Consider the following 23,588-nt stretch of genomic DNA (forward strand, 5'->3'; position numbering starts at 1 on the left):
GGAAACGACCTGCAGCGATAGGAAATCGTGGCGGTTTTTCCATCCTATGAGTGCACTTGTGTGAACACAGTCATGAACATCCGTGACGGCAAAGCCGTGCCCGGCATTTCACCACGCCGGGCATTTATCCCATTGTTCCTGGGGCAGATACTGCTGTCGAACGCCGCCTGGGCGGACACCCCATCAACGGCCAGCGCCTTCGACCCGCAGACGTTGCGTCAGCGGGGAATCGACCCCGAGCTTGCCAGCCTGTTGATGCAGGCACCGCGGTTCGCCCCAGGGCGCCATGCGCTCAGCCTGAGCGTCAACGGCCAGCGCCGTGGCCGCGTGGACGTGAGCTTCGATCAGCACGGCGCGCTGTGCTTCGACCCACCGTTGCTCGACGCCGGCCAGTTGGTTATGCCGTCAACCGGCCCGGCAGAGGAAAGCAGCTGCTACGGCTTCCTCCAGGACTACCCACAAACCGTGATCGATGCCGACCCGGCCAGCCTGAGCCTGGCCCTGGTGGTGCCGACCCAGGCGCTGCGTCCGCTGACGCAGGACATTTCCGGTTATTCAACCGGCGGTTTTGCCGCGCTGATCAATTACGACATCACCGGGCTATACAGCCAATACAGCGACGACACCAGCCGTTTTGCCTCGGCCAATACCGAGGTCGGTTTCAATGCGGGCGACTGGATCGTACGCAGTCGCCAGGTACAAACCTGGCAAGACCGTGTCTCGCGCACCACCCACCTGGACGCCTACGCCCAACGCACCTTCGCCAGTCAACAGGCGGTGCTGCAGGCCGGGCAGATCAACCTCTACAACCCGGTACTCGCCGGCGCGCAAATCACCGGCGTACAAGTGCTCAATGAACAGGCCCTGCAAGAGCAGAACCAGGGCGCGACGATCAACGGCATCGCCAATGGGCCGGCGCAGGTCGAAGTCCGCCAGAACGGTACCTTGATCCACTCCACCGTGGTGCCCGCCGGGCCCTTTTCGTTGAGCAATGTGCCGCGCCTGAACGGGCGCTCCGACGTTGAAGTGACCGTCAAGGAAGCCACCGGCGAGGAACGCCGCTTCACCGTACCCGCGGCCATGCTTGGCCTGGACCTGCCTGCGCCCGGCTACTCGGTGGCCGCCGGGCGGGTACGTAGCATAGGCGATGGCCAGGCCGCCGAGCCGTGGGTGGTGAGCGCCGGCTGGAGTGCATCACTCCATCCGCAAGTCAGCTTCGGCAGCGGCGTACTGGCGGCCGAAGATTATCGTTCGGCGGGCCTGAGCCTGGGGTTGTTGCCCTGGCGGGACAGCCAGGTGCAAGTGGCCGTGGTGGGCGCAGAGGCGACGCGCCGAATCCGCGAGCGCGGTGTGCAGACCGACCTGTCCTGGTCGCAGAAGTTGAACGAGCGCTGGGCGGTCAGCGCCGCCAACTCCTGGCGCACTGAGGGGTACCGCGACCTGACCGAGTCGACGTACGTCACCGACACCGAGCCACAGCAACGCTCACGCTACCGCGACCAGCAAAGCGCCACGGTTTCCTGGTCCCACCCAGGGTGGGGTGCGTTCAGTGCGGGCATGTCCCGGTCGTCTTCGTTCCAGGGCGACAGCAGCAGCCGTGCCCTGGCGTCGTGGGGCACCCAGGTACGCGGTGTGTCCGTTTCCGCCACGGCCGAATGGCAAGTCAGTGGCCGCCAGCACAATGACAACAGCCTGTACCTGAATCTCAGCGTGCCGCTTGGGGACAGTCGCCGTGGCCGGGCATGGGTGCGCAACTCGGGGGGTGAACACCGCACCGGGCTGGGCCTCAACGAACAGATCAATGAGCAGTTGGCTTACCGGGTCGCCGTGGAGCACGACACCCGCGACCGTGAGGTGGAGTCGTCCCTCGGCCTTTCTGCCTTGCCGTATTACAGCCAGCTGGATTTCAACTACACCCGCTCCGATGCCGAGCGCTCAAGCTACCAGGGCGGTGCCCGTGGCGCAGTGGTCATGCATGGCGGCGGGGTGACGTTCTCGCCCTATCCGGTGCGCGACACCTTCGCCGTGGTGTCGGTGGGCGAGATGGCCGGCGTGCAGGTGAGTACCCCCAGTGGCCCGGTATGGACCGACTGGCAAGGCCACGCCGTGGCGTCCCAGCTCAGCCCCTATGGCCGTAGCCCGGTGGAAGTCCAAACCCGTTCATTGCCGCGCAATGCCGACATCAGCAATGGACTGGCCGTGGTATCGGCGGGGCGCGGCGCGGTAGACCGGGTTGAATTCGGCGTATCGCTGACCCGTCGCGCACTGCTGACCCTGGACCGACCCGTGCCCCGTGGCGCAGCGGTGACCACCGAAGACGGCGAGTTCATCACGCTGGTCCAGGAAAACAACCAGGTATTTATCCCCAACGTGCTCGACACCCGCACGCTGTGGATCAAGGCCCCCGGCCAGCCACGCTGCCACTTGCGCTTTGAACTGCCCGCCAAGGCCGACCCCCACGTGTACTACGAAACCGCCCCGGCGCGCTGCCAGACTCCTTGAGGACACCATCATGAACCTTCACTACGCCCTGGCCGCCTTGGCGCTCCTGGCCGGCACCGTCCACGCACAGGACGACTGCCGCCTGGACCTCAGCCAGTCGCGCCTGGATTTCGGCTTGATGAAACGCGCCAGCGGCCCCGCATCCGCGCCAGAGCGATTGCTCGGCGAACGCCGTCTGTCGCTGACCTTGAACTGCCCGCAACCCAGTGACATGCGCCTGTTTTACCGCGCCCTGGCCGCCGGTACCGAGCGCTTGCGCTTCACCGAAGGCGGCAGCTACCGCGTGCAGGTGCGGGACGGGGTGCTGGATGGCCGGGCCGTGGAACTCGGCCTGCTGCCAGGGCAAGACCAGGCGCCAGCGGCGGTCGCCTCGACGCTGACGTGGCGGGCTGACCACGGCATCGTGCCGATGTACAACGGCCAGCCCGCAACCGGCAGCAGTTTTTCCGTGCAACTGGACGTCAGCGCCTGGGCCCTCGATGCAGCCACTCACGTGCGCGACGCCGTCACTTGGGAAACGGAGGGGCTGGTGGACGCGCCCGCATCGGGCCGTTCACGGGCGTTGCATCTGCAAGCCAGCTTCGCCCCGGCCGCCTGCACGCCAACCCTGTCCAACAGCGGGACAGTGGATTTTGGCAAGTTATCGATCGGCGACCTGAACAACGACAGGGATACGCCCCTGCCCTCCCGACCGCTGACCCTCACCGTCGCGTGTGACGGGCCTACGCCTTTTGCCTTGGTGATGCACGACAACCGCAGCGGCTCAGCCACCGGCGGCGTCGACGAGACCGCCTACGGCCTGGGCCATGACGCGCGCGGGCAGAAAATCGGCCGTTACGCGCTGACCGTCGACCCGGCCCTGGTCACCGCCGACAGCCTGCCCCAAATGTACCGTACCGACTCCACCACCAGCGGCAACGCCTGGAGCGGCGCCAGCGCCACCCCCATCGCCTTGGGTGCCCGCAGCTTGCTGGGCTTTACCGCGACCGCCGGCAGCACGGAGGGGCCCAACGCCCTGCAGAACCTGAGCGCGCTGCTGACCCTGAACGCCGTGATCGCGCCACTCGTAGACCTGGACCTCAGCGGCGAAATCGAACTCGACGGTTCAGCCACCCTGGAAATCATCTACTTCTAAGTGCCACAGGAATCCTCATGTTCAATCGCTATTTGCTCCTCACGACGCTATTGCTCAACTCACTGGCGCAGGCCGCCTCCACTGTTGACCTGGGCGTCAGCGGCCAGCTCACCCCCAGTGCCTGTGAACCCAGCCTGTCCAATGGTGGCGTGTATGACGTAGGCAAGATCGCCGCCAAGGACCTGAACGCCCATCAACCCACCCGGCTGCCGCCTCATAGCCTGAAATTGGCGATCGACTGCCAGGCGTCGACCCTGCTGGCCCTGGAACCCCGGGATAACCGACAGGGCTCCAGTTATTCCGGTGATCAAAGCCATTCGTTCGGCCTGGGCTTGATCAACGACAACCAAAGGCTGGGCGCCTTGAATTTGAGCCTCGATTCAGCCGTGGCCGACGGCGTCGAGATGTACACGCTCATCTCAAGCGGCCCTACTACATGGGCGCCGTCGACAATTCTGTCACCACACGCCCTGAGCGCGTTCACCCCCATCAGGAACGTGACCGTCCCGGCGCCGGTACAACAACTGAGCGCCCTCTTGTCGATCCAGCCGATCATCGCCCCGACCGACACGTTGTTGCTGACAAAAGAAGCGCCTATAGACGGCTCCGTGACCCTGACCGTGAAGTACTTATAGGAGTTAAACCATGAAAACGTTACTGCTCGCCCTAACCGCCGTTGCGTGGCTGGCCCCTGTATCGACGGCCCAGGCCGCCTCCACCGTCGACTTGCGCGTGACAGGCCTGATCACCCCCATGGCCTGCACCCCGGTGTTTTCCGGCGGTGGGTTGGTCGAATTCGGCAAGATATCCCAACAAGACCTCAACCAGGCCACAGGCACCCGGCTGCCGCTCAAGTCCCTGACGCTGACCGTCAGTTGCAACGCACCCGGCCGCTACGCCTTGCGCATGCGCGACAACCGCGAAGGTTCGGCCCACGTCAACAGCGAGATCTATTACGGGCTGGGGTACGACAACAGTGGCAACAAGGTCGGGGTCTACTCCCTCAAGTTCGACCCGAAGCAGACCGTGGCCAGCCCGTTGCCACAGGTGTTCGGCACCGAATCCACCACCGGCGGCGCGGCCTGGCGCACGGCCAATCAAAACCCGATCGATATCGGCGCCCGAAGCCTGCTGGGGTTCACCGACATCGAGGGCAGCACCGACGGCCCGGCCGCCATCCAAACCCTGACCAGCACGCTGACCCTGGAGGCGGTGATCAATGCCAAGCAGAACCTGGACCTGAGCACCGACATTCCCCTGGACGGTTCCGCGACCCTGGAGGTGGTGTATCTCTAGACGGCTTCGCTGCTGACACCCACGTATTTCGCCCGCCCCGCACCGAGACCGGCGACGACGGCGCCCAGGCCGAGGACCGCGAACACCCAGCCGGTGGCAGCCCAGCCGCCGGTCCAATCGTGTATCAGCCCCACCGCGAGCGGGCCGGCGGATGCCAGGGTGTAGCCGACGCCCTGGGCCATGCTCGACAGGTTCGCGGCCACATGGGAATCCCGTGAGCGCAGCACGATCAAGGTCAACGCCAGGCTGAACGTCCCGCCCTGGCCCAGCCCCAACAGAATGGCCCAGCCCCACAGCCCGTCGAGTGGCGCATACAGGCAGCCGAACAGGCCGCCGAGGGTCAGCAGCATCACCACCACAATGGCCAGGCGCTGATCCTTACCGCGCGTGGCCAGCCAGGGCGCGGCCAGTGAACTGAACAATTGCACGATGATGGAGCCGGACAGCGCCAACCCGGCTTCGGTGGCACTCAAGCCACGGCCGATCAGGATCGACGGCAGCCAGCCAAACACGATGTACGCCAGGGACGATTGCAGGCCCATGTACAAGGTCACCTGCCAGGCCAGCGGGTCGCGCAGCAAGCCTTTGACCTGATAGGCGACCTGGTGGGCACTCTGCTTCTGGCCGACCTGGGGCCACCAGAACAACGCCGCCACCAGCGCCGGCACAATCCAGAAGCCCAGGCCGAAGGTCCAGCGATCGCCGAAATAATGACTGAGGGGCACCGTTGCACCTGCCGCCAGCGCTGCCCCCAGGCACAGGGCCATGGTGTAGACCCCGGTCATGGCGCCGGCCTGCCTGGCGAAATCACGCTTGACGATGCCCGGCAGCAATACGCCGATGATGCCGATACTCGCGCCCGCGACCAGGCTGCCGACGAACAGACCCACTTCGCCAAAAGCACTGCGCAGGAGGATGCCGGCGGCCAAGGTCAGCAAAATCCCCAGCACCACGCGCTCGGCGCCAAAACGCCGGGCCAGGATCGGCGCCATGGGTGCGAACAGGCCCAGGCACAGCACCGGCAAGGTGGTAAGCAAACCGGCCCTGGCCGCCGACAACCCCAGGCTGCTGGAAACGTCGGCCAGCAACGGCGCCATGCTCGACAGCGCCGGGCGCAAATTCAAGGCCACCAGGATCAGGCCCAACAGCAACAGCCACGGGCGATTCACCACCGGGTGGCGGTGTTGCACCACCTCGTCGTCGGCTTCGGCATCGATCAACAGTTCTTCGAGTTCGGGCGTGCGTTTGGCTTCAAGGCTCATTAATCAACTGCCGGCAGATGGATTTGGCGCGTTCCGGGTCCTGGTGTTCCACGGCGTCGAGCAGGGCGATATGCAGGTCGAACACCGCCTGGCGGCGCGGCGAAATGTTCAGGGTCTGGCGCAACTGGGCGCCGATGACCGCCGAAAAATACTGGTACAGCTCGCTCAAGGCGGGGTTGTGCGCGGCGTCCACCAGGCGTGCGTGGAACACCAGGTCAGCACTGATATAGGCCTCCAGGTCACCGTGGTACAGCTCGGCGCTGGCCTTGAGTGCCTCATGCAGACCGTTGAGATCGTCCTCGGTACGGCGCACGGCAGCGAGGCCGACGGCCTCCACTTCGAGAATCTGCCGCGTCTCCTGCGCCTGTCCCAGGGTGCAATGGGATAACGCCCGCATGGCCCCCAGCGGGTCAGTCATCGAACGCAGGTAACTGCCGTCGCCCTGGCGGATGTCGATCAACCCGCAGAACGCCAGCACGCGCATGGCTTCGCGCACGGTATTGCGGCTGATGCCCAACTCGGCCGACAGCTCCGGCTCGGTGGGCAGACGCTCGCCGATGGCCCACTTGCCTTCGGTAATGCGCCAGCGCAACTGCTCCAGGGCCTGGTCCACCAGGGAGCGTTTGATCAGGGGGGCGATGTCTGTCATGGAATGTTGGCTTTCGTCCAATCATAGGATGAATTTTCCTACAGCCTATTCAGAGTTACCTACAAAGGCAACGCACTAGGGTTCTTAGGCAGGAAAAGGAGCAGTATTTTCGATTAGTAAAATTACCCTTAGAGGGTAATTATCCGGCTCAGGTGTCTTATGGAAAAGTACACACCTCATTACGATCTGGCGGTGATCAAGGCGGATGTCAGGCGGCTTAAGGAAAAGGCATTTACCTCAACGGCGAAGAGCACAGGAAGGAAACTCGGCTTTGAGATCCATGAAATGCAAGAAGTCGTTTTTCAATTGCAAACCGGGATGTTGTACAAATCAATGACTACCTATGCAGACCATAAGGTCTGGCAGGACGTGTACCACATCAGTTCACACGGCATGGAGATTTACATAAAGGTCACTTACCGCTCAGGCGGTAACCCACCGGTAATCTCCTTCAAGGAGTGCAACTCATGAAGACTCAACAGTGCTTTATATGCGGTACGCCCGACGGCATGACTCGGTTCGAGGGCCGTAGCGAGACCATCAGCGTCAAAGGGATGGAGCGTCGTGTCGATGACCTTTCTGGCTGGGAATGCCATGCATGCGGCGACGGCATGTATGACCCGGATAGTGCAGAACGCCACGCAAAAGCAGGGGATGAACTCGTCCATGCCGCACGGACAATGATCGGCAACGAGATGAAACGCATCCGTCGCAAGCTGCACCTTACGCAAAAAGAAACCGTGCAACTCTTGTCGGGTGGCGGCCACAACGCTTTTTCACGTTATGAACGCGGTGAGCTTCTGCCACCGAAGCCACTGGTTCTGTTGATGCGATTATTGGACCGTTACCCTCATTTGCTCGCCGACGCCAAGGTATTGGCCGAAGGCGCTGACCTGCGGGGGTTCACTCATACCGTGAACACAGAAGATGAGGCGCTCAAGGCCTCATGAACAGACAAAAATAAACCCGGCCAGGCCGGGTTTATTTTTTCAAACATCGATCAATGCAGGATCTGGCTCAAGAACAACTTGGTCCGGTCATTCTGCGGGTTGTCGAAGAAGTCATTCGGCGCCGCCTGCTCCACGATCTCGCCCTTGTCCATGAAGATCACGCGGTTGGCCACGGTACGGGCGAAGCCCATTTCGTGGGTCACGCACAACATGGTCATGCCGTCTTCGGCCAGGCCGATCATGGTGTCGAGTACTTCCTTGACCATTTCCGGGTCGAGGGCCGAGGTCGGTTCGTCGAACAGCATGATTTTCGGCTTCATGCACAGCGCACGGGCGATGGCCACCCGCTGTTGCTGGCCGCCCGAGAGCTGGCCCGGAAACTTGTGGGCCTGCTCTGGAATGCGCACGCGTTCCAGGTAGTGCATGGCAATTTCTTCAGCCTTGCGCTTGGGCATCTTGCGCACCCACATCGGCGCCAGCGTGCAGTTCTGCAGGATGGTCAGGTGCGGGAACAGGTTGAAATGCTGGAACACCATGCCGACTTCACGGCGGATCGCTTCGATCTGCTTGAGGTCGTTGGTCAGTTCCACGCCGTCGACCACGATGCGGCCCTGCTGGTGTTCTTCCAGGCGGTTGAGGCAGCGGATGGTGGTGGACTTGCCGGAACCCGACGGGCCGCACAGCACGATACGCTCGCCCTGCTTGACGTTGAGGTTGATGTCTTTCAACACGTGGAACTGGCCGTACCACTTGTTGACGCCCTGCATCTGGATAATGCCTTCAGGGCTCACAGGCTGTTTGATCGCTTCGCTCATAACAACAACTCCTAACGCTTGTGGCCTGTGTCGAGCTTGTGTTCCAAATGAATGGAATAGCGCGACATACCAAAACAGAAAATCCAGAACACCAGGGCGGCGAACATGTAGCCTTCGGTGGCCATGCCCAGCCATTTCGGGTCGGCGGCGGCTTGCTTGACGCTGTTGAGCAGGTCGAACAGGCCGATGATGATCACCAGGCTGGTGTCCTTGAACAGCGCAATAAACGTGTTGACGATGCCAGGGATCACCATCTTCAGGGCCTGCGGCAAAATCACCAGGCCCATGCTGCGCCAGTAACCCAGGCCCATCGCCGCGGCCGCTTCGTACTGGCCCTTGGGAATCGCCTGCAAACCACCGCGCACCACTTCAGCCACATAGGCCGACTGGAACAGGATCACGCCGATCAACGCCCGCAGCAGCTTGTCGATGCCCATGCCTTCGGGCAGGAACAACGGCAACATCACCGAAGACATGAACAGCACGGTGATCAACGGCACGCCGCGCCAGAACTCGATAAAGGTCACGCAGACCACCCGGATCGCCGGCATGTTCGAGCGCCGCCCCAAGGCCAGCACAATGCCCAGCGGCAATGCGCCGGCGATACCGACGGTGGCGATGACCAGAGTCAGCATCAGGCCGCCCCATTGGCTGGTCGCCACGTTGCTCAGGCCAAAGATGCCGCCGTGCAGCAGGAAGTAGGCAATGATCGGGTACAGCACCAGGAAGCCCAGGCCATAGATCGCCTTGCGCGGGAAACGCGAGATGAACAACGGTGCCACGCCGACGATGGCCAGCCACACGGTCAGGTCCACGCGCCAGCGCAGGTCGCCGGGGTAGTAGCCGTACATGAACTGCCCGAAGCGCTGTTGGATAAACACCCAGCACGCGCCCTCTTTCGTGCAATCGGCGCGCGTGGTGCCGACCCAGTTGGCATCAAGGATGGCCCAGTGCAGGATCGGCGGGACGACCAGGTAGATCAGGTAAAACGCCAACAGCGTCAGCAGGGTATTGAGCCAGCTGGAGAACAGGTTGGCGCGCATCCATGCCATCGGCCCGAAGACTTTGCTCGGCGGCGGCATATCAGGTTTGAACGTATGCGAACTCATGTGCGTTTCCTCACCGCTCGATCAGCGCAATGCGCTTGTTGTACCAGTTCATCAGCAGGGAAATGCTGATGCTGATCGCCAGGTACACGCTCATGGTGATGGCAATGACTTCGATGGCCTGGCCGGTCTGGTTGAGCACCGTGCCGGCAAACAGCGAAACCATTTCCGGATAACCGATACCAGCGGCCAGCGAAGAGTTTTTCGCCAGGTTCAGGTATTGGCTGGTCAGCGGCGGAATGATCACCCGCAAGGCTTGCGGGATGATGACCTTGCGCAGCGTCGGCCCTGGGCGCAGGCCCAGGGAGCGCGCGGCTTCGGTCTGGCCGTGGCTGACGGACTTGATGCCCGAGCGCACGATCTCGGCGATAAACGCCGCCGTGTACACCGTCAACGCCAGGGTCAGCGCCAGCAGTTCAGGGATCAGTACCCAGCCGCCGACGAAGTTGAAGCCCTGCAGCTTGGGCATTTCCCAGTGCAGCGGCGCGCCGAAGACCAAGGTGCACAACGCCGGGATCAGGATGAACAGCGCCAGGCCCGCCCAGAACTTGTGGAACGGTACGCCGGTGGCTTCAAAGCGTTTGTTGGCCCAACGCGCCATCAGCACGATCGCCACGATGGCAAGCACCACACTGGCCACAAACGGCCAGAAACCATCAGCGGTCAGCGCGGCCGGCATATTCAGGCCACGGCTGCTGACAAAGAAGGTATCGCCGAAGTTGTGGCTGTTACGCGGCCCCGGCATGGTCAGGAACACCGCGAAGTACCAGAACAGGATCTGCAGCAGCGGCGGGATGTTGCGGAACACTTCCACATACACGGTCGCCAGCTTGTTGATCATCCAGTTGGGCGACAAACGCGCCACGCCGATGATGAAGCCGAGCAGGGTCGCCAGGACCACACCGATCACGGTCACCAGCAAGGTGTTGAGCAGGCCGATGACGAACACCCGGGCATAGCTGTCCGATTCGGTGTAGTCGATCAGGTGCTGAGCGATGCCGAAGCCGGCACTGCGCTCAAGAAAGTCGAAACCCGAGGTAATGCCCCGGTGTTGAAGGTTGGTCTGGGTATTGTTGAACAGGTACCAGCCCAGCGAGACCACCGCCACAATCGTGACGATCTGGAATAGCCACGCACGCACCTTGGGATCGCTGAAGCTGAGCTTCTGCTTGTGTGCGCCGATTTGATTTTGCATGGAGTGCCCCGGAAATAATGGAACAGAACATCACCCGGCGGTTGGCCCACCGGGTGATAGAACCATCAGCGATCAGCGCACAGGTGGTGCGTATTGAATGCCGCCGTTGTTCCACAGCGCGTTCAGGCCACGGTCGATTTCCAACGGGGTGCTCTTGCCCAGGTTGCGCTCGAACACTTCGCCGTAGTTACCGACTTGCTTGACGATCTGTACGACCCAGTCTTTCTTCACTTTCAAGTCTTTGCCGTATTCGCCGTCAGCACCGAGCAGACGCGCGACGTCCGGGTTCTTGGTGGACTTGGCTTCAGCTTCGACGTTCTTCGAGGTGATACCGGCTTCTTCAGCGTTGAGCATGGCGTAGCCAACCCAGCGCACGATAGCCAGCCACTCGTCGTCGCCGTTACGCACGACCGGGCCCAGCGGTTCCTTGGAGATGGTTTCCGGCAGAACCACGTAGTCCTTCGGCGAGGCCAGCTTGCTGCGCTGGGCGAACAGTTGGGACTTGTCGGAGGTCAGCACGTCGCAACGACCCGATTCCAGCGACTTGGCGCTTTCGTCGGAGGTGTCGAAGGTGATGGGGGTGTATTTCAGGTTGTTACCACGGAAGTAGTCGGAAACGTTCAGCTCAGTGGTGGTACCGGCCTGGATGCAGATGGTTGCACCGTCCAGTTCCTTGGCACTTTTAACGCCCAGCTTGTTGTTCACCAAGAAGCCGATGCCATCGTAGTAGGTGATGAAGCCTGGGAATTTCAGGCCCATGCCCGCATCGCGGGAGCTGGTCATGGTGGTGTTACGCGACAGGATGTCGACTTCGCCGGACTGAAGCGCGGTGAAACGCTCCTTGGCGTTCAACTGGCTGAATTTGACCTTGGTGGCGTCGCCAAACACGGCAGCGGCCACAGCGCGGCAATAGTCCGCATCGATCCCGAGGATCTTGCCGCTGGCATCCGGTACCGAGAAACCCGGCAGGCCGTCACTCACGCCACATTGCACAAAGCCTTTCTTCTGTACGGCGTCCAGGGTGGCGCCGGCTTGGGCAAAACCACTGACACCCAGTACAGCGGCCGCGGTTACGATGGCCAGGGTGGATTTCAATACCTTCATTCAAACCTCCAGTTGCTCTTGTTGTGTCGGAGCTAAAACTTCAGCGCACCCTTGTGAGGCGATATTGACCCGTGTTGGCTTTTTTTGGGGCCAAGCAGCATGAAGTTGTCGCAGTAATTCCAGTTGCTATCCCACAGGCGGCAGTCACTGATAGTGTTACCGCCCTAGGAAAGTTCTGACATCGACCTACACATAGCAAGGCGCGTACCAGAGTACCGGCTGAGTCGTTTCAGCCCATGGTCAATAGCAAAACATTCAACCTTGCGACATTCTCTTAACAGATCAACCTGTCGCGCACCGTTCCGATGCACTCAATCGGAGCGCACGCACATAGATGGAGCAACCATGACCGAACCCCTGATTATTCAGCCCGCCAAGCCCGCAGACGCCTGCGTAATCTGGTTGCATGGCCTGGGTGCCGATCGCTACGACTTTTTGCCGGTGGCCGAGGCACTCCAGGAAACCTTGTCGTCGACCCGCTTTGTATTGCCCCAGGCGCCCACTCGCCCGGTGACCATCAACGGTGGTTACGAAATGCCAAGCTGGTACGACATCAAGGCCATGAGCCCGGCCCGTTCGATCAGCCTGGAAGAGCTGGACGAATCAGCCAACATGCTCATGGGCTTGATCGAAACGCAGAAGAGAAGCGGAATAGACGCTTCGCGGGTTTTCCTCGCAGGTTTTTCCCAAGGCGGTGCGGTGGTATTCCACACGGCGTTCAAGCAATGGCAGGGGCCATTGGGCGGCGTAATAGCACTCTCCACCTATGCTCCAACCTTTGGGGATGAGCTGGAGTTATCCGCCAGCCAGCAGCGCATTCCCACCCTGTGCCTGCACGGTCAGTACGACGACGTTGTACAGAACGCCATGGGCCGCAGCGCTTATGAGCATTTGAAAAGCCGTGGTGTCACCGTGACATGGCAGGAATACCCAATGGGCCACGAAGTGTTACCTGAGGAGATACACGACATCGGCACCTGGTTGACCGCCCGCCTGGGCTGAAAGCCAGCGTTTATGTAGCCGTATGACAGACGCACTACGCCGCGCCCGATTCTTGCATTACACTGGCCGGCGTACATTCCTTAACCAATTAATGAGATGACCGTGCTCAAAGCACTTAAGAAGATGTTCGGCAAAAGCGAGGCTGAGCCGCTCGCGCCTGTTCCCAGTGCTCCTGTCCCCACGCCCGGCAGCCGCCATGACGGTCAACAGCCAGGCCGGCCCGCACCTGTCGCCTCGCAAAAAAAGCCAGCGGTGACGCCGCCTGAACAGGCAAAACCTGCCGAGGCCGCCCCCGAGCCGGTGCCCCAGCCAAAAGCACCCCGCCGCGAACGCGCGCCAAAACCGCCTGTCACCCCTTGGAAACTCGAAGACTTCGTCGTCGAACCCCAGGAAGGCAAGACCCGCTTCCACGATTTCAAACTCGCCCCGGAACTGATGCACGCCATCCAGGACCTGGGTTTCCCGTACTGCACGCCGATCCAGGCAGAGGTGCTGGGCTTCACCCTGGCGGGCAAAGACGCCATCGGTCGCGCCCAGACCGGTACCGGCAAGACCGCCGCGTTCCTGATCTCGATCATCACCCAGCTGCTGCAAACCCCGCCGCCGAAAGAGCGCTACATGGGTGAACCGCGCGCGCTGATCATCGCCCCGACCCGGGAGCTGGTGGTGCAGATCGCCAAGGACGCCGCCGACCTGACCAAGTACACCGGCCTCAATGTCATGACGTTCGTCGGTGGCATGGACTTCGACAAGCAGCTCAAGCACCTCGAAGCCCGCCATTGCGACATCCTGGTCGCCACTCCGGGCCGCCTGCTGGACTTCAACCAGCGCGGCGACGTGCACCTGGACATGGTCGAAGTGATGGTGCTCGACGAAGCCGACCGCATGCTCGACATGGGTTTTATCCCGCAAGTACGCCAGATCATTCGCCAGACCCCGCCGAAAAACGAGCGCCAGACCCTGCTGTTCTCCGCGACCTTCACCGAAGACGTGATGAACCTCGCCAAGCAGTGGACCACCGACCCGTCCATCGTCGAGATCGAAGCGCTGAACGTGGCCAGCGAAAACGTCGAACAGCACATCTATGCCGTGGCCGGTGCCGACAAGTACAAGCTGCTCTATAACCTGGTCAACGACAACGGCTGGGAGCGCGTGATGGTGTTCGCCAACCGCAAGGACGAAGTGCGCCGCATCGAAGAGCGCCTGGTACGCGATGGTGTCAACGCCGCGCAACTGTCGGGCGATGTGCCACAGCACAAGCGCATCAAGACCCTGGAAGGCTTTCGCGAAGGCAAGATTCGCGTGCTGGTGGCCACCGACGTGGCGGGGCGCGGGATTCACATCGATGGCATCAGCCACGTGATCAACTTCACCCTGCCGGAAGTGCCGGACGACTACGTGCACCGTATCGGCCGTACCGGTCGTGCAGGCGCGGCAGGTGTGTCGATCAGCTTTGCCGGCGAAGATGACTCGTATCAGTTGCCCTCGATCGAGGCGCTGCTGGGTCGCAAGATCAGCTGTGAGACACCGCCGACGCACTTGCTGCGGGCTGTAGAGCGCAAACGCCCTTAAGCTGAAATGCGATAAAAAATGTGGGAGGGGGCTTGCCCCCTCCCACATTTGATTTCAGCTGATTTTGAGAGAGGTGTTCGGCTGGTTATTTCCAGCGATCGGCAGCAGCGTGATCACTGCTGCGCCCTTCCACCCAGCGCGCGCCTTCAGGGGTGCTTTCCTTCTTCCAGAACGGCGCACGGGTCTTCAGGTAATCCATCACAAACGCACAGGCATCGAACGCGGCCTGGCGGTGGGCGCTGGCGGCCGCCACAAACACAATCGGTTCGCCCGGCTCCAGCGCGCCGATGCGGTGCAGCACTTCGAGCTTGAGCAGCGGCCAGCGTTGTTCGGCTTCGACGGCGATCTTGGCCAGGGCTTTCTCGGTCATGCCGGGATAATGCTCCAGGAACATCCCCGCCACCTCGCGCCCATCGTTGAAGTCGCGTACATAGCCGACAAAACTCACCACTGCGCCCACGCCGACATTCGCCGCATGCATCGCGTTGACTTCGGCACCCGGATCAAACGGCTCGGGCTGCACACGAATGGCCATGCTCAGCCTCCGGTCACGGGCGGGAAGAACGCGACTTCATCCCCGGCGTGCAGCGGTTCGTCGAGATTGCACAGCTCCTGGTTACGGGCACACATCAAGCTGGCTTCGTTGAGCACTTCAAAGCCCGGATCACTGGCCAACGCCTGGCGCACAGCGTCGACGGTGGCGAAGTCGCCCTCCATCTCCAGCGAGTCCAGGCCCACCGCTTCGCTGTAGCGCGCAAAAAACAGTACGTTGATGCTCATGCCTGATCCGCCTTGAAATGCCCGCTTTTACCGCCAAGTTTTTCCAGCAGGCGAATGTTTTCGATGGTCATGCCGCGGTCCACGGCCTTGCACATGTCGTAGATCGTCAGCGCGGCGACACTGGCGGCTGTCAGCGCTTCCATCTCCACGCCGGTCTGCCCGGAGAGTTTGCAGCGCGCCACGATATGCACCGAGTCTGCGCCATCGGCGCTCAGTTCGACCTTGACGCCAGTCAACATCAACGGGTGGCACAGGGGGATCAAGTCACTGGTTTTTTTCGCGGCCTGGATCCCGGCGATGCGGGCCACGGCGAACACGTCGCCCTTGGGATGGGCGCCGTCGACAATCATTTGCAGGGTCTCGGGCAGCATGCGCACCCGCGCTTCGGCCACCGCTTCACGGAACGTCACGGACTTGTCAGTGACGTCGACCATATGGGCGCGACCTTGGGAATCGAGATGAGTCAGCACAGGGATACTCCTGATCAGGAGCACCGATTGTAAACCCAATGCATAACAAATGTGGGAGGGAGCAAGCCCCCTCCCACACTGACCACGTTTACAAATGCGATTCGGCGTATTCGGCCAGAATCGAGCGAGGCACCCCTTGCAGCGCGATATGCACGCCGTTGGGGAAGTCTTTGAAGCGTTCCGTCAGGTAAGTCAGCCCGGAGCTGGTCGCGGACAGGTAGGGGGTGTCGATCTGTGCCAGGTTACCCAGGCACACCACTTTGGAACCGGCGCCGGCACGGGTGATGATGGTTTTCATCTGGTGCGGCGTAAGGTTCTGGCATTCATCGATCAGTATCAGGCTTTGTTGGAAGCTGCGGCCTCGGATGTAGTTGAGGGATTTGAACTGCAATGGCACTTTGCTGAGGATGTAGTCGACGCTGCCATGGGTGTTTTCGTCATCCATGTGCAAGGCTTCGAGGTTGTCGGTGATCGCCCCCAGCCATGGCTCCATTTTTTCCGCTTCGGTGCCCGGCAGGAAGCCGATTTCCTGGTCCAGGCCCTGCACACTGCGGGTGGCGATGATGCGCCGATAGCGCTTGGTCACCATGGTCTGTTCGATGGCGGCCGCCAGGGCAAGGATGGTTTTGCCCGAGCCCGCGGCGCCGGTCAGGTTGACCAGGTGGATGTCCGGATCGAGCAGCGCATACAGTGCCAGGCTCTGGTAGATGTCACGCGGTTTCAGGCCCCAGGCTTCCTGGTGCAACAGGGGCTCCTGATGCAGGTCGAGGATCAGCAGCTTGTCGACCTGGATCTCTTTGATCCAGCCCACAAAGCCCTGTTCGTCGATGATGAATTCATTGATGTGCACGGCCGGCAGGTTGTCGATCAGTTGCACCTGGTGCCAGGTACGGCCATGGTCCTGACGGGTTTCGACCTTGCTGACACGGTCCCAGAACGAGCCGGTCATGGTGTGATAACCACGGGACAGCATCGACACGTCGTCGACCAGTTGGTCGGTACTGTAGTCCTCGGCAGCGATCCCACACGCTCGTGCCTTGAGGCGCATATTGATGTCTTTGGTCACCAGCACCAGGCGCAAGTCCTTGTCGCGTGCGTGCAGGTCGATCAGTTGGTTGATGATCTTGTTGTCGTTCAGGTTTTCCGGCAGCAGGCTGTTGGGCTCGCTGCGCTTGCTCATCAGGATCGACAGCAAGCCCTTGGGTCCGCTTTTGCCGCGCTGGATCGGCACGCCGACTTCAACATCCTCGGGTGACGCTTCGCCCAGGGTCTTGTCGATCAGGCGGATGGCCTGGCGGCATTCGGCAGCCACGCTGTGGTGCCCGCTTTTGAGTTTGTCGAGCTCCTCAAGCACGATCATCGGGATGGCGACGTGGTGTTCTTCGAAGTTGAGCAGTGCGTTTGGATCGTGGATCAATACATTGGTATCAAGCACATAAAGGATTGGCTGGTCGGAAGAAGGGTTACGTCCATGATCATCCATACTCGGTCACCTTTGTGGGAGCCAGTCGACGCAATACCACAACAGTGCTGCGCCTCGATTCGACCACCGACCGCACCTTGAGTGACATCAAGGGCAGTGCCCACATGAGGAGTCTTGGAAGACGCCACCTGTGTTGCAGGTTTCGGCGATCTGACTTCGTAATACCGCAAAACCCATGACAGGAAAAAGCACTTTGACGGTTTTTTGAAGTTTATTTTTCAGGATGACGAATAGCACTAGCCGAGTGCCAGCTACCCCGTTAAAGTCGGAAGTCCGCCTGCATCGAAATGTCGCACAAAATTTCCCCGTAAACGCCTCATCCCCAACAGGGCCGGGCACTTCATCTTTTCAACGAAACGCCTCGTGACAGTCCTGCCAGCCCAGGCCACTTTGCGCCGTTGCCTGCAGCAACAGCGGCAATGCCACCCGCGCCTTGTCCTGGGTGTCGTGAAACACAATCACCCCTTTGCGCCACAACAGCATCAGCGTCAGTACCCGTTGCGCCGACTCATCGGCCTTGAGTTTGCCCGGCTCGTCCTGAGAGTCGATGTCCCACAACGCCACCTGCAGGCCCTGGGCCTGGAAGAAGCCCTGGCTGTCCGCACGCCGCTGAGCGTAGGGCGGGCGAAACAGCGGTACGTAGTTTTCCGGCATCAGATTCTGCGCCAGCGATGCACTGCGGGTGATCGAACTCTGCCAGTCGACCCAATGGCTGTGGGAACGGTACTGCCACCCCTGGATGCCGACGCACTGGCCCTGGTACAGCGCCTGCACATCGGCAGCCGAACTACGCTCCACACGGTTTTGCAGGCTGCTGCCGAGCACGAAGAAGGTGGCATTCATCTTCTGCTTGCGCAGGTACTCGGTAAGCCAGTCGGTATTGCCACTGACCGGTGCCGGCCCGCCGTCGAAGGTCAGCAGGAACAGGCGGTCGTTGAGTTCATCGCCATTGCGCTCGTGATCGCCGAAACGCGCGACTTCGCTGCTGATCTGCGGGAACAGCGCGGCCTTGCGCAGCAGCTCGTCCAGATAACGCTCATGGAAAACATGGCTCGGGCCGGCCCAGCCTATATAGAAGGAGTTTTCGCCGACTTCGAACTTGCCCGCCTGCTCGCGCAGATCGTCCATGTTTTCCACCAGGTAGCAGAACGAGGCATCTTCCTCACAGCTCTGCTGGGCGAAGGTGTAGTTCTCCAGCAAGCGCCGCCAGAGCTGGCGACGCAGGTCATCGATGGCCGGCAGGTTGATGATCTTCAGCCCCAGGCGCTGCTTGAGCGCCGCGTCATCCTGGGCTTCGCTGGCGATCAGGCTATGGGCAAACATCAGGATTTCCGCACGCGAAGCCACATCGAACAGCGCCGGGCTGCTGAGCTTTTCGGGCCAGGTGCCACGGTCCAGGCTGGCTACATCCACCGGCGCCGCTTGGGCGCTCATGCAGAACAGGCAAGCGGATAATAAAAGCGCAATTCGCACCAGGGTCTCCTTCTCCAGAGTCGTCGCGCACTATAGCCGATCATTGCAGGAGCGAGCTTGCTCGCGAAATACGTTACCGCTGACGCGGGCATCCTGAATCAACGCGGTGTCTTTTCGTTTTTCGCGAGCAAGCTTGCTCCTACAGAAATCGAGGCATCTATGGGTTTCATAGGTGGAGTCAAAACGCCGCAACCCCTAGAATCCGCGCACGATTACAGGAGACGACTTCATGCTGATGGTGATTTCCCCCGCCAAAACCCTCGACTTCGAGTCAAAGCCGGTCACTGCGCGCTTCACCCAGCCGCAATACCTGGACCATTCCCAGGAACTGATCGAGCAACTGCGTCAGCTGAGCCCGGCGCAGATCAGCGAATTGATGCACGTGTCCGACAAGATCGGCGGCCTCAACGCCGCCCGCTTCGGCAGCTGGACCCCGGCCTTCACCCCAGAGAATGCCAAGCAGGCCTTATTGGCGTTCAAGGGCGACGTGTACACCGGCCTCAACGCCGACACCTTCAGCGATGCCGACTTCAGCTACGCCCAGGACCACCTGCGCATGCTCTCGGGCCTGTACGGCCTGCTGCGCCCCCTGGACCTGATGATGCCGTACCGCCTGGAGATGGGCACCAAGCTCGCCAACGCCCGTGGCAAGGACCTGTACGCCTTCTGGGGCACGCGCATCAGCGAGTGGCTCAACCAGGCGCTGGCCGAACAAGGCGATGACGTGCTGCTCAACCTGGCATCCAACGAGTATTTTTCGGCGGTCAAGCGCACGGCCCTGAACGCGCGGATCATCAATACCGAGTTCAAGGACCTGAAGAACGGCCAGTACAAGATCATCAGCTTCTACGCAAAAAAGGCCCGGGGCATGATGAGCCGTTTCGTGATCCAAGAGCGCATCAATGACCCGGCCCAGCTCAAGCAGTTCGAGGTGCAGGGCTACCGCTTCAATGCAGAGCAGTCCAAGCCGGACAAGCTGGTGTTTTTGCGCGATCACGCACCGGAATAAGGCCTGACCTGAGCGTCACAGACGCTAAAGATCAAATGTGGGAGGGAGCTTGCTCCCGATGGCGGTATTTCAGTCATGCATGTATTGACTGATCCACCGCCATCGGGAGCAAGCCCCCTCCCAAATTTTTGCCAGCATTGCACACCATGATTCGCCATTTATTTGGCGCCAAGAAACAGACAGATACATCCCTAACATTTTTTTCACTCGACATTTCCGATTTTTTTTCGTAGTGGCACCCCACTTTTTAATCACTAGTGGCAAAAAACTATCCCCGCGCGCCAACTCCCCGTAACTACTGGCCCAAATAGCAAGTGCTATCAATATAGTACCAGTGCCATCTTTGCCAATATTTCAAGAAATTTCCGGAAACAGGATGAGTGGCCCGGAACTTCGTCCTAAAGCACCGCTCATACCACCGGTAACGAAATTCTCTGTTTCTGTAAGAGATGACTTACATGGCCGACCAACGGAAGTAGCGAAGTTGTCACATTGAACTTTGACTCAGGGGTCACTTTACCAACCGATTAGTTAAGAGCGGCGACAAGGATGAATTGCCACGCACTATAGGCCAAGGCTGTGCTTACCCTAATGGGTCAGTGAGATAACCCAAGGCATTGATATTTAAAGGCTTGTAGCCTTTATCAAAGCCCTGCGGCACTGACGCCAGGCCCTTCTCCCAGGAAGGCTGGCTGCATTTGAGGGCAGGCCCCAATAACAAGGCCAAGTTGCGCACAACTTGAGTGCAATAGTTAGTCACTCGTTATTCAACATGCCTGTACGCGGCAAGTCGGCGTCTATTCGCCCAACTTTCGCGGCATTTGTGACGCTTGCAAACATGAACTCCGGCCATCTAATGGCATGTTTTAAATACCGTCTTCAATGACAAAGAGGTAATTGCGATGCGCATCAGCATATTTGGTTTGGGTTACGTCGGCGCAGTCTGTGCCGGTTGCCTGTCTGCCCGTGGCCACGAAGTGGTGGGCGTAGACATCTCCAAGGAAAAGATCGACCTGATCAATGCCGGTAAATCGCCGATCGTTGAGCCGGGTCTGGGCGAACTGTTGAGCCAAGGCATCGCAAACGGTCGCCTGCGCGGTACGACCAACTTCGCCGAAGCGATTCGCGATACGGACCTGTCGATGATTTGCGTCGGCACGCCCAGCAAGAAAAACGGCGACCTGGAACTCAACTACATCGAATCGGTATGCCGCGAGATCGGTTTTGTCCTGCGTGACAAGACCACCCGCCACACCATCGTGGTGCGCAGCACCGTATTGCCGGGCACCGTCGCCAACGTGGTGATCCCGATCCTCGAAGACTGCTCCGGCAAGAAAGCCGGCATCGACTTCGGTGTCGCGGTCAACCCGGAATTCCTGCGTGAATCCACCGCCATCGCCGACTACGACCTGCCACCGATGACCGTTATCGGCGAGTTCGACAAAGCTTCCGGCGACGTCCTGCAGTCGCTGTACGAAGAACTCGACGCTCCGATCATCCGCAAGGACATCGCCGTCGCCGAGATGATCAAGTACACCTGCAACGTGTGGCACGCCACCAAGGTGACCTTCGCCAACGAGATCGGCAACATCGCCAAGGCCGTCGGCGTCGATGGTCGCGAAGTGATGGAAGTGGTCTGCCAGGACAAGACCCTCAACCTGTCCCAGTACTACATGCGCCCAGGCTTCGCGTTCGGCGGCTCCTGCCTGCCCAAAGACGTGCGTGCCCTGACTTACCGCGCCAGCTCCCTGGACGTCGACGCGCCACTGCTCAACTCGCTGATGCGCAGCAACGAATCCCAGGTACAGAACGCCTTCGACATCGTCGCCGGCCACGACAAACGCAAAGTCGCCCTGCTGGGCCTGAGCTTCAAGGCCGGTACCGACGACCTGCGCGAAAGCCCGCTGGTAGAACTGGCCGAGATGCTGATCGGCAAGGGTTACGACCTGAGCATCTACGACAGCAACGTCGAATACGCCCGTGTGCACGGTGCGAACAAAGATTACATCGAAGGCAAGATCCCGCACGTGTCGTCCCTGCTCAATTCGGACTTCGACGACGTGATCAACAACTCCGACGTGATCATCCTCGGCAACCGTGACGAGAAGTTCCGTGCCTTGGCGCATAACGCGCCGGATGGCAAGCAAGTGGTCGACCTGGTGGGCTTCATGTCCAAAGCCACCAGTGTGAGCGGCCGCACCGAAGGTATTTGCTGGTAACAGCGACGGCAAGTTCCGGGCTGCAAGCGTCTTCATCCCCAGCGCTTGCAGCCTGGAACCTCCTTCCCTTCCGGATGACGCTTATGTCCAAGTTAAAACATGTACTACTGCAATCCGCCGGCTGGCTGCTGTTCCTCAGCCTGCTGATGGGACTCGCCCTGCTGCTGCCGGCGAGTACATTCGACTCGGAGTCGAAGAATTTTATTTTCCTGATTGGCGCCGTCGGTATCTGGCGCTACTCGATGGGTGCGACGCATTTCTTTCGCGGCATGCTGTTCCTGTACGTGGTCTACCCCCACCTGCGCCGCAAAGTGCGCAAGCTGGGCAAAGCCGCAGACCCGTCCCATGTGTTCCTGATGGTCACCAGCTTCCGTATCGACGCGCTGACCACAGCCCAGGTGTACAGCTCGGTGATTCGCGAGGCCATCGAGTGCGGCTTCCCCACCACCGTGGTCTGCTCGCTGGTGGAAATGTCCGATGAGCTGCTGGTAAAGAGCCTGTGGGAACGCATGAACCCGCCTGACCACGTCAAGCTCGACTTCGTGCGCATCGCCGGTACCGGCAAGCGCGACGGCCTGGCCTTCGGCTTTCGCGCGATCTCCCGCCACCTGCCGGACGAACGTGCCGTGGTCGCCGTGATCGATGGCGACACCGTGCTTGCCGAAGGCGTCGTGCGCAAGACCGTGCCGTGGTTCCAGCTGTTCGACAATGTCGGCGGCCTGACCACCAACGAGTTCTGCGAAGTCCGTGGCGGCTACATCATGAGCGAGTGGCACAAACTGCGCTTCGCCCAACGTCACATCAACATGTGCTCCATGGCCCTGTCCAAGCGCGTACTGACCATGACCGGGCGCATGTCGGTGTTCCGTGCCAGCGTCGTCACTGACCCAGGCTTTATCGCCGATGTGGAAAGCGACTCGCTGCAACACTGGCGCCTGGGCCGCTTCAAGTTTTTGACCGGCGATGACAAGTCCAGCTGGTTCAGCCTGATGCGCCTGGGCTACGACACGTTCTACGTGCCGGACGCCGCGATCAATACGGTGGAACACCCGCCGGAAAAGAGCTTTATCAAGGCCAGCCGCAAGCTGATGTTCCGCTGGTACGGCAACAACCTGCGCCAGAACTCCCGTGCCCTGGGCCTGGGCGTACGTCGGTTGGGCCTGTTCACCAGCGTGGTGCTGTTCGACCAGCGCGTGTCGATGTGGACCTCCCTGCTCGGCCTGACCGTGGCGATCATCGCCACCTTCAAGTACGGCGGCGCGTTCATCCTCGCCTACCTGCTGTGGATCGGCATCACCCGCCTGATCCTCACCCTGCTGCTGTCGTGCTCCGGCCACAAGATCGGCCCGGCCTACCCGGTGATTCTCTATTACAACCAGATCATGGGCGCGCTGGTGAAGATCTATGTGTTCTTCCGCCTTGATCAACAGTCCTGGACCCGCCAGGACACCAAACTGACCCGCGATTTGGCCAGCTTTCAACGTTGGTTCAACACCTGGTCGTCTCGGACCATGACCTTCTCCGCCGGCAGCATCTTCGTCGCCGTGTTGCTGATGATGGTCTGAC

General features: G+C 60.7%; 22 protein-coding genes. 11 read left to right on the forward strand and 11 right to left on the reverse strand.

Going from position 1 to position 23,588, the window contains the following annotated elements; genetic code table 11:
• Nucleotides 1-72 precede the first annotated feature (72 nt).
• Genes QU606_RS10970 through QU606_RS10985 form a run of 4 tightly spaced genes read left to right on the forward strand, consistent with a single transcriptional unit; the run spans nucleotide 73 to nucleotide 4,933 of the window.
• The gene (locus QU606_RS10970) at nucleotides 73-2,502 is read left to right on the forward strand and encodes a fimbria/pilus outer membrane usher protein (RefSeq protein WP_304998382.1); all 2,430 of its coding nucleotides are present in this window, start codon (nucleotides 73-75) and stop codon (nucleotides 2,500-2,502) included.
• A gap of 10 nt (nucleotides 2,503-2,512) precedes the next feature.
• Nucleotides 2,513-3,637 (forward strand): DUF1120 domain-containing protein, encoded by a 1,125-nt coding sequence (locus QU606_RS10975; protein ID WP_069075303.1) that lies wholly within the window; start codon nucleotides 2,513-2,515, stop codon nucleotides 3,635-3,637.
• Between the two features lie 17 nt (nucleotides 3,638-3,654).
• Complete coding sequence (locus QU606_RS10980; RefSeq protein WP_069075302.1) at nucleotides 3,655-4,272, forward strand: DUF1120 domain-containing protein; 618 nt, start codon at nucleotides 3,655-3,657, stop codon at nucleotides 4,270-4,272.
• A 10-nt stretch (nucleotides 4,273-4,282) separates the two neighbouring features.
• Entirely contained in the window at nucleotides 4,283-4,933 is a 651-nt protein-coding gene (locus tag QU606_RS10985) for a DUF1120 domain-containing protein (protein WP_069075301.1), read from the forward strand.
• Here the strand turns inward: QU606_RS10985 and QU606_RS10990 are convergent.
• The gene (locus QU606_RS10990) at nucleotides 4,930-6,195 is read right to left on the reverse strand and encodes a CynX/NimT family MFS transporter (RefSeq protein ID WP_193690197.1); all 1,266 of its coding nucleotides are present in this window, start codon (nucleotides 6,193-6,195) and stop codon (nucleotides 4,930-4,932) included. The two genes, QU606_RS10985 and QU606_RS10990, sit on opposite strands and share 4 nt — an antisense overlap.
• Nucleotides 6,185-6,844 (reverse strand): FadR/GntR family transcriptional regulator, encoded by a 660-nt coding sequence (locus QU606_RS10995; protein WP_304998383.1) that lies wholly within the window; start codon nucleotides 6,842-6,844, stop codon nucleotides 6,185-6,187. Before QU606_RS10995 ends, QU606_RS10990 begins: the two co-directional genes overlap by 11 nt.
• A 159-nt stretch (nucleotides 6,845-7,003) precedes the next feature.
• On the opposite strand from QU606_RS10995, the gene QU606_RS11000 reads away from it, so the two are divergent.
• Both QU606_RS11000 and QU606_RS11005 read left to right on the forward strand, forming a co-directional pair.
• Nucleotides 7,004-7,315, forward strand: a complete 312-nt coding sequence (locus QU606_RS11000; protein WP_304998384.1) for a type II toxin-antitoxin system MqsR family toxin — start codon at nucleotides 7,004-7,006, stop codon at nucleotides 7,313-7,315.
• Nucleotides 7,312-7,794, forward strand: a complete 483-nt coding sequence (locus tag QU606_RS11005; protein ID WP_024073571.1) for a type II toxin-antitoxin system MqsA family antitoxin — start codon at nucleotides 7,312-7,314, stop codon at nucleotides 7,792-7,794. Before QU606_RS11000 ends, QU606_RS11005 begins: the two co-directional genes overlap by 4 nt.
• 50 nt (nucleotides 7,795-7,844) lie before the next feature.
• Here QU606_RS11005 and QU606_RS11010 read toward each other — a convergent pair whose 3' ends face one another.
• The 4 genes from QU606_RS11010 to QU606_RS11025 all read right to left on the reverse strand — a co-directional run bounded on the left by QU606_RS11010 (nucleotide 7,845) and on the right by QU606_RS11025 (nucleotide 12,014).
• Nucleotides 7,845-8,609 carry an amino acid ABC transporter ATP-binding protein gene (locus tag QU606_RS11010; RefSeq protein ID WP_003171943.1) on the reverse strand — a complete coding sequence of 255 codons (765 nt, stop codon included), beginning with the start codon at nucleotides 8,607-8,609 and terminating at the stop codon, nucleotides 7,845-7,847.
• Nucleotides 8,610-8,620: 11 nt separating this feature from the next.
• A complete protein-coding gene (locus QU606_RS11015) occupies nucleotides 8,621-9,718 on the reverse strand; it encodes an amino acid ABC transporter permease (protein ID WP_304998385.1) in 1,098 nt (365 codons plus the stop codon).
• 10 nt (nucleotides 9,719-9,728) lie between these two features.
• Nucleotides 9,729-10,910, reverse strand: coding sequence for an amino acid ABC transporter permease (locus tag QU606_RS11020; RefSeq protein WP_069075299.1), 1,182 nt, complete (start codon nucleotides 10,908-10,910; stop codon nucleotides 9,729-9,731).
• A gap of 72 nt (nucleotides 10,911-10,982) precedes the next feature.
• Complete coding sequence (locus tag QU606_RS11025) at nucleotides 10,983-12,014, reverse strand: amino acid ABC transporter substrate-binding protein (protein ID WP_024073568.1); 1,032 nt, start codon at nucleotides 12,012-12,014, stop codon at nucleotides 10,983-10,985.
• 345 nt (nucleotides 12,015-12,359) lie between these two features.
• On the opposite strand from QU606_RS11025, the gene QU606_RS11030 reads away from it, so the two are divergent.
• The gene (locus QU606_RS11030; protein ID WP_069075298.1) at nucleotides 12,360-13,016 is read left to right on the forward strand and encodes an alpha/beta hydrolase; all 657 of its coding nucleotides are present in this window, start codon (nucleotides 12,360-12,362) and stop codon (nucleotides 13,014-13,016) included.
• Between the two features lie 96 nt (nucleotides 13,017-13,112).
• Nucleotides 13,113-14,588 carry an ATP-dependent RNA helicase RhlB gene (rhlB, locus tag QU606_RS11035; protein ID WP_193690195.1) on the forward strand — a complete coding sequence of 492 codons (1,476 nt, stop codon included), beginning with the start codon at nucleotides 13,113-13,115 and terminating at the stop codon, nucleotides 14,586-14,588.
• 85 nt (nucleotides 14,589-14,673) lie between these two features.
• On the opposite strand, the gene moaE is transcribed toward rhlB, so the two are convergent.
• The 5 genes from moaE to QU606_RS11060 form a co-directional block, all read right to left on the reverse strand.
• Nucleotides 14,674-15,123 (reverse strand): molybdopterin synthase catalytic subunit MoaE, encoded by a 450-nt coding sequence (moaE, locus tag QU606_RS11040; protein ID WP_024073565.1) that lies wholly within the window; start codon nucleotides 15,121-15,123, stop codon nucleotides 14,674-14,676.
• Between the two features lie 2 nt (nucleotides 15,124-15,125).
• Nucleotides 15,126-15,368, reverse strand: a complete 243-nt coding sequence (gene moaD, locus QU606_RS11045; protein ID WP_024073564.1) for a molybdopterin converting factor subunit 1 — start codon at nucleotides 15,366-15,368, stop codon at nucleotides 15,126-15,128.
• Nucleotides 15,365-15,838, reverse strand: a complete 474-nt coding sequence (gene moaC, locus QU606_RS11050) for a cyclic pyranopterin monophosphate synthase MoaC (protein WP_024073563.1) — start codon at nucleotides 15,836-15,838, stop codon at nucleotides 15,365-15,367. The genes moaD and moaC overlap by 4 nt, the downstream gene beginning before the upstream one ends.
• An 88-nt stretch (nucleotides 15,839-15,926) precedes the next feature.
• The gene (locus QU606_RS11055; RefSeq protein ID WP_024073562.1) at nucleotides 15,927-17,321 is read right to left on the reverse strand and encodes a PhoH family protein; all 1,395 of its coding nucleotides are present in this window, start codon (nucleotides 17,319-17,321) and stop codon (nucleotides 15,927-15,929) included.
• A gap of 348 nt (nucleotides 17,322-17,669) precedes the next feature.
• Entirely contained in the window at nucleotides 17,670-18,794 is a 1,125-nt protein-coding gene (locus QU606_RS11060; protein WP_304998386.1) for a polysaccharide deacetylase family protein, read from the reverse strand.
• Nucleotides 18,795-19,023: 229 nt separating this feature from the next.
• On the opposite strand from QU606_RS11060, the gene yaaA reads away from it, so the two are divergent.
• From yaaA to alg8, 3 genes are all read left to right on the forward strand, one after another.
• Complete coding sequence (gene yaaA, locus QU606_RS11065; protein ID WP_168232424.1) at nucleotides 19,024-19,803, forward strand: peroxide stress protein YaaA; 780 nt, start codon at nucleotides 19,024-19,026, stop codon at nucleotides 19,801-19,803.
• 902 nt (nucleotides 19,804-20,705) lie between these two features.
• A complete protein-coding gene (locus QU606_RS11070; RefSeq protein WP_024073559.1) occupies nucleotides 20,706-22,022 on the forward strand; it encodes a nucleotide sugar dehydrogenase in 1,317 nt (438 codons plus the stop codon).
• Nucleotides 22,023-22,105: 83 nt separating this feature from the next.
• Nucleotides 22,106-23,587 (forward strand): mannuronan synthase, encoded by a 1,482-nt coding sequence (alg8, locus tag QU606_RS11075; RefSeq protein WP_162163588.1) that lies wholly within the window; start codon nucleotides 22,106-22,108, stop codon nucleotides 23,585-23,587.
• The last annotated feature ends 1 nt before the right edge of the window (nucleotide 23,588 follow it).

The organism is Pseudomonas sp. OVF7, assembly GCF_030644265.1.
GTDB classification, from domain to species: domain Bacteria; phylum Pseudomonadota; class Gammaproteobacteria; order Pseudomonadales; family Pseudomonadaceae; genus Aquipseudomonas; species Aquipseudomonas gorinensis.

Coding starts and splice junctions, on each gene's coding strand:
- QU606_RS10970 (WP_304998382.1), top strand. CDS start 73: ATGAACATCCGTGACGGCAAAGCCGTGCCCGGCATTTCACCACGCCGG.
- QU606_RS10975 (WP_069075303.1), top strand. CDS start 2,513: ATGAACCTTCACTACGCCCTGGCCGCCTTGGCGCTCCTGGCCGGCACC.
- QU606_RS10980 (WP_069075302.1), top strand. CDS start 3,655: ATGTTCAATCGCTATTTGCTCCTCACGACGCTATTGCTCAACTCACTG.
- QU606_RS10985 (WP_069075301.1), top strand. CDS start 4,283: ATGAAAACGTTACTGCTCGCCCTAACCGCCGTTGCGTGGCTGGCCCCT.
- QU606_RS10990 (WP_193690197.1), bottom strand. CDS start 6,195: ATGAGCCTTGAAGCCAAACGCACGCCCGAACTCGAAGAACTGTTGATC.
- QU606_RS10995 (WP_304998383.1), bottom strand. CDS start 6,844: ATGACAGACATCGCCCCCCTGATCAAACGCTCCCTGGTGGACCAGGCC.
- QU606_RS11000 (WP_304998384.1), top strand. CDS start 7,004: ATGGAAAAGTACACACCTCATTACGATCTGGCGGTGATCAAGGCGGAT.
- QU606_RS11005 (WP_024073571.1), top strand. CDS start 7,312: ATGAAGACTCAACAGTGCTTTATATGCGGTACGCCCGACGGCATGACT.
- QU606_RS11010 (WP_003171943.1), bottom strand. CDS start 8,609: ATGAGCGAAGCGATCAAACAGCCTGTGAGCCCTGAAGGCATTATCCAG.
- QU606_RS11015 (WP_304998385.1), bottom strand. CDS start 9,718: ATGAGTTCGCATACGTTCAAACCTGATATGCCGCCGCCGAGCAAAGTC.
- QU606_RS11020 (WP_069075299.1), bottom strand. CDS start 10,910: ATGCAAAATCAAATCGGCGCACACAAGCAGAAGCTCAGCTTCAGCGAT.
- QU606_RS11025 (WP_024073568.1), bottom strand. CDS start 12,014: ATGAAGGTATTGAAATCCACCCTGGCCATCGTAACCGCGGCCGCTGTA.
- QU606_RS11030 (WP_069075298.1), top strand. CDS start 12,360: ATGACCGAACCCCTGATTATTCAGCCCGCCAAGCCCGCAGACGCCTGC.
- rhlB (WP_193690195.1), top strand. CDS start 13,113: ATGACCGTGCTCAAAGCACTTAAGAAGATGTTCGGCAAAAGCGAGGCT.
- moaE (WP_024073565.1), bottom strand. CDS start 15,123: ATGGCCATTCGTGTGCAGCCCGAGCCGTTTGATCCGGGTGCCGAAGTC.
- moaD (WP_024073564.1), bottom strand. CDS start 15,368: ATGAGCATCAACGTACTGTTTTTTGCGCGCTACAGCGAAGCGGTGGGC.
- QU606_RS11055 (WP_024073562.1), bottom strand. CDS start 17,321: ATGGATGATCATGGACGTAACCCTTCTTCCGACCAGCCAATCCTTTAT.
- yaaA (WP_168232424.1), top strand. CDS start 19,024: ATGCTGATGGTGATTTCCCCCGCCAAAACCCTCGACTTCGAGTCAAAG.
- QU606_RS11070 (WP_024073559.1), top strand. CDS start 20,706: ATGCGCATCAGCATATTTGGTTTGGGTTACGTCGGCGCAGTCTGTGCC.
- alg8 (WP_162163588.1), top strand. CDS start 22,106: ATGTCCAAGTTAAAACATGTACTACTGCAATCCGCCGGCTGGCTGCTG.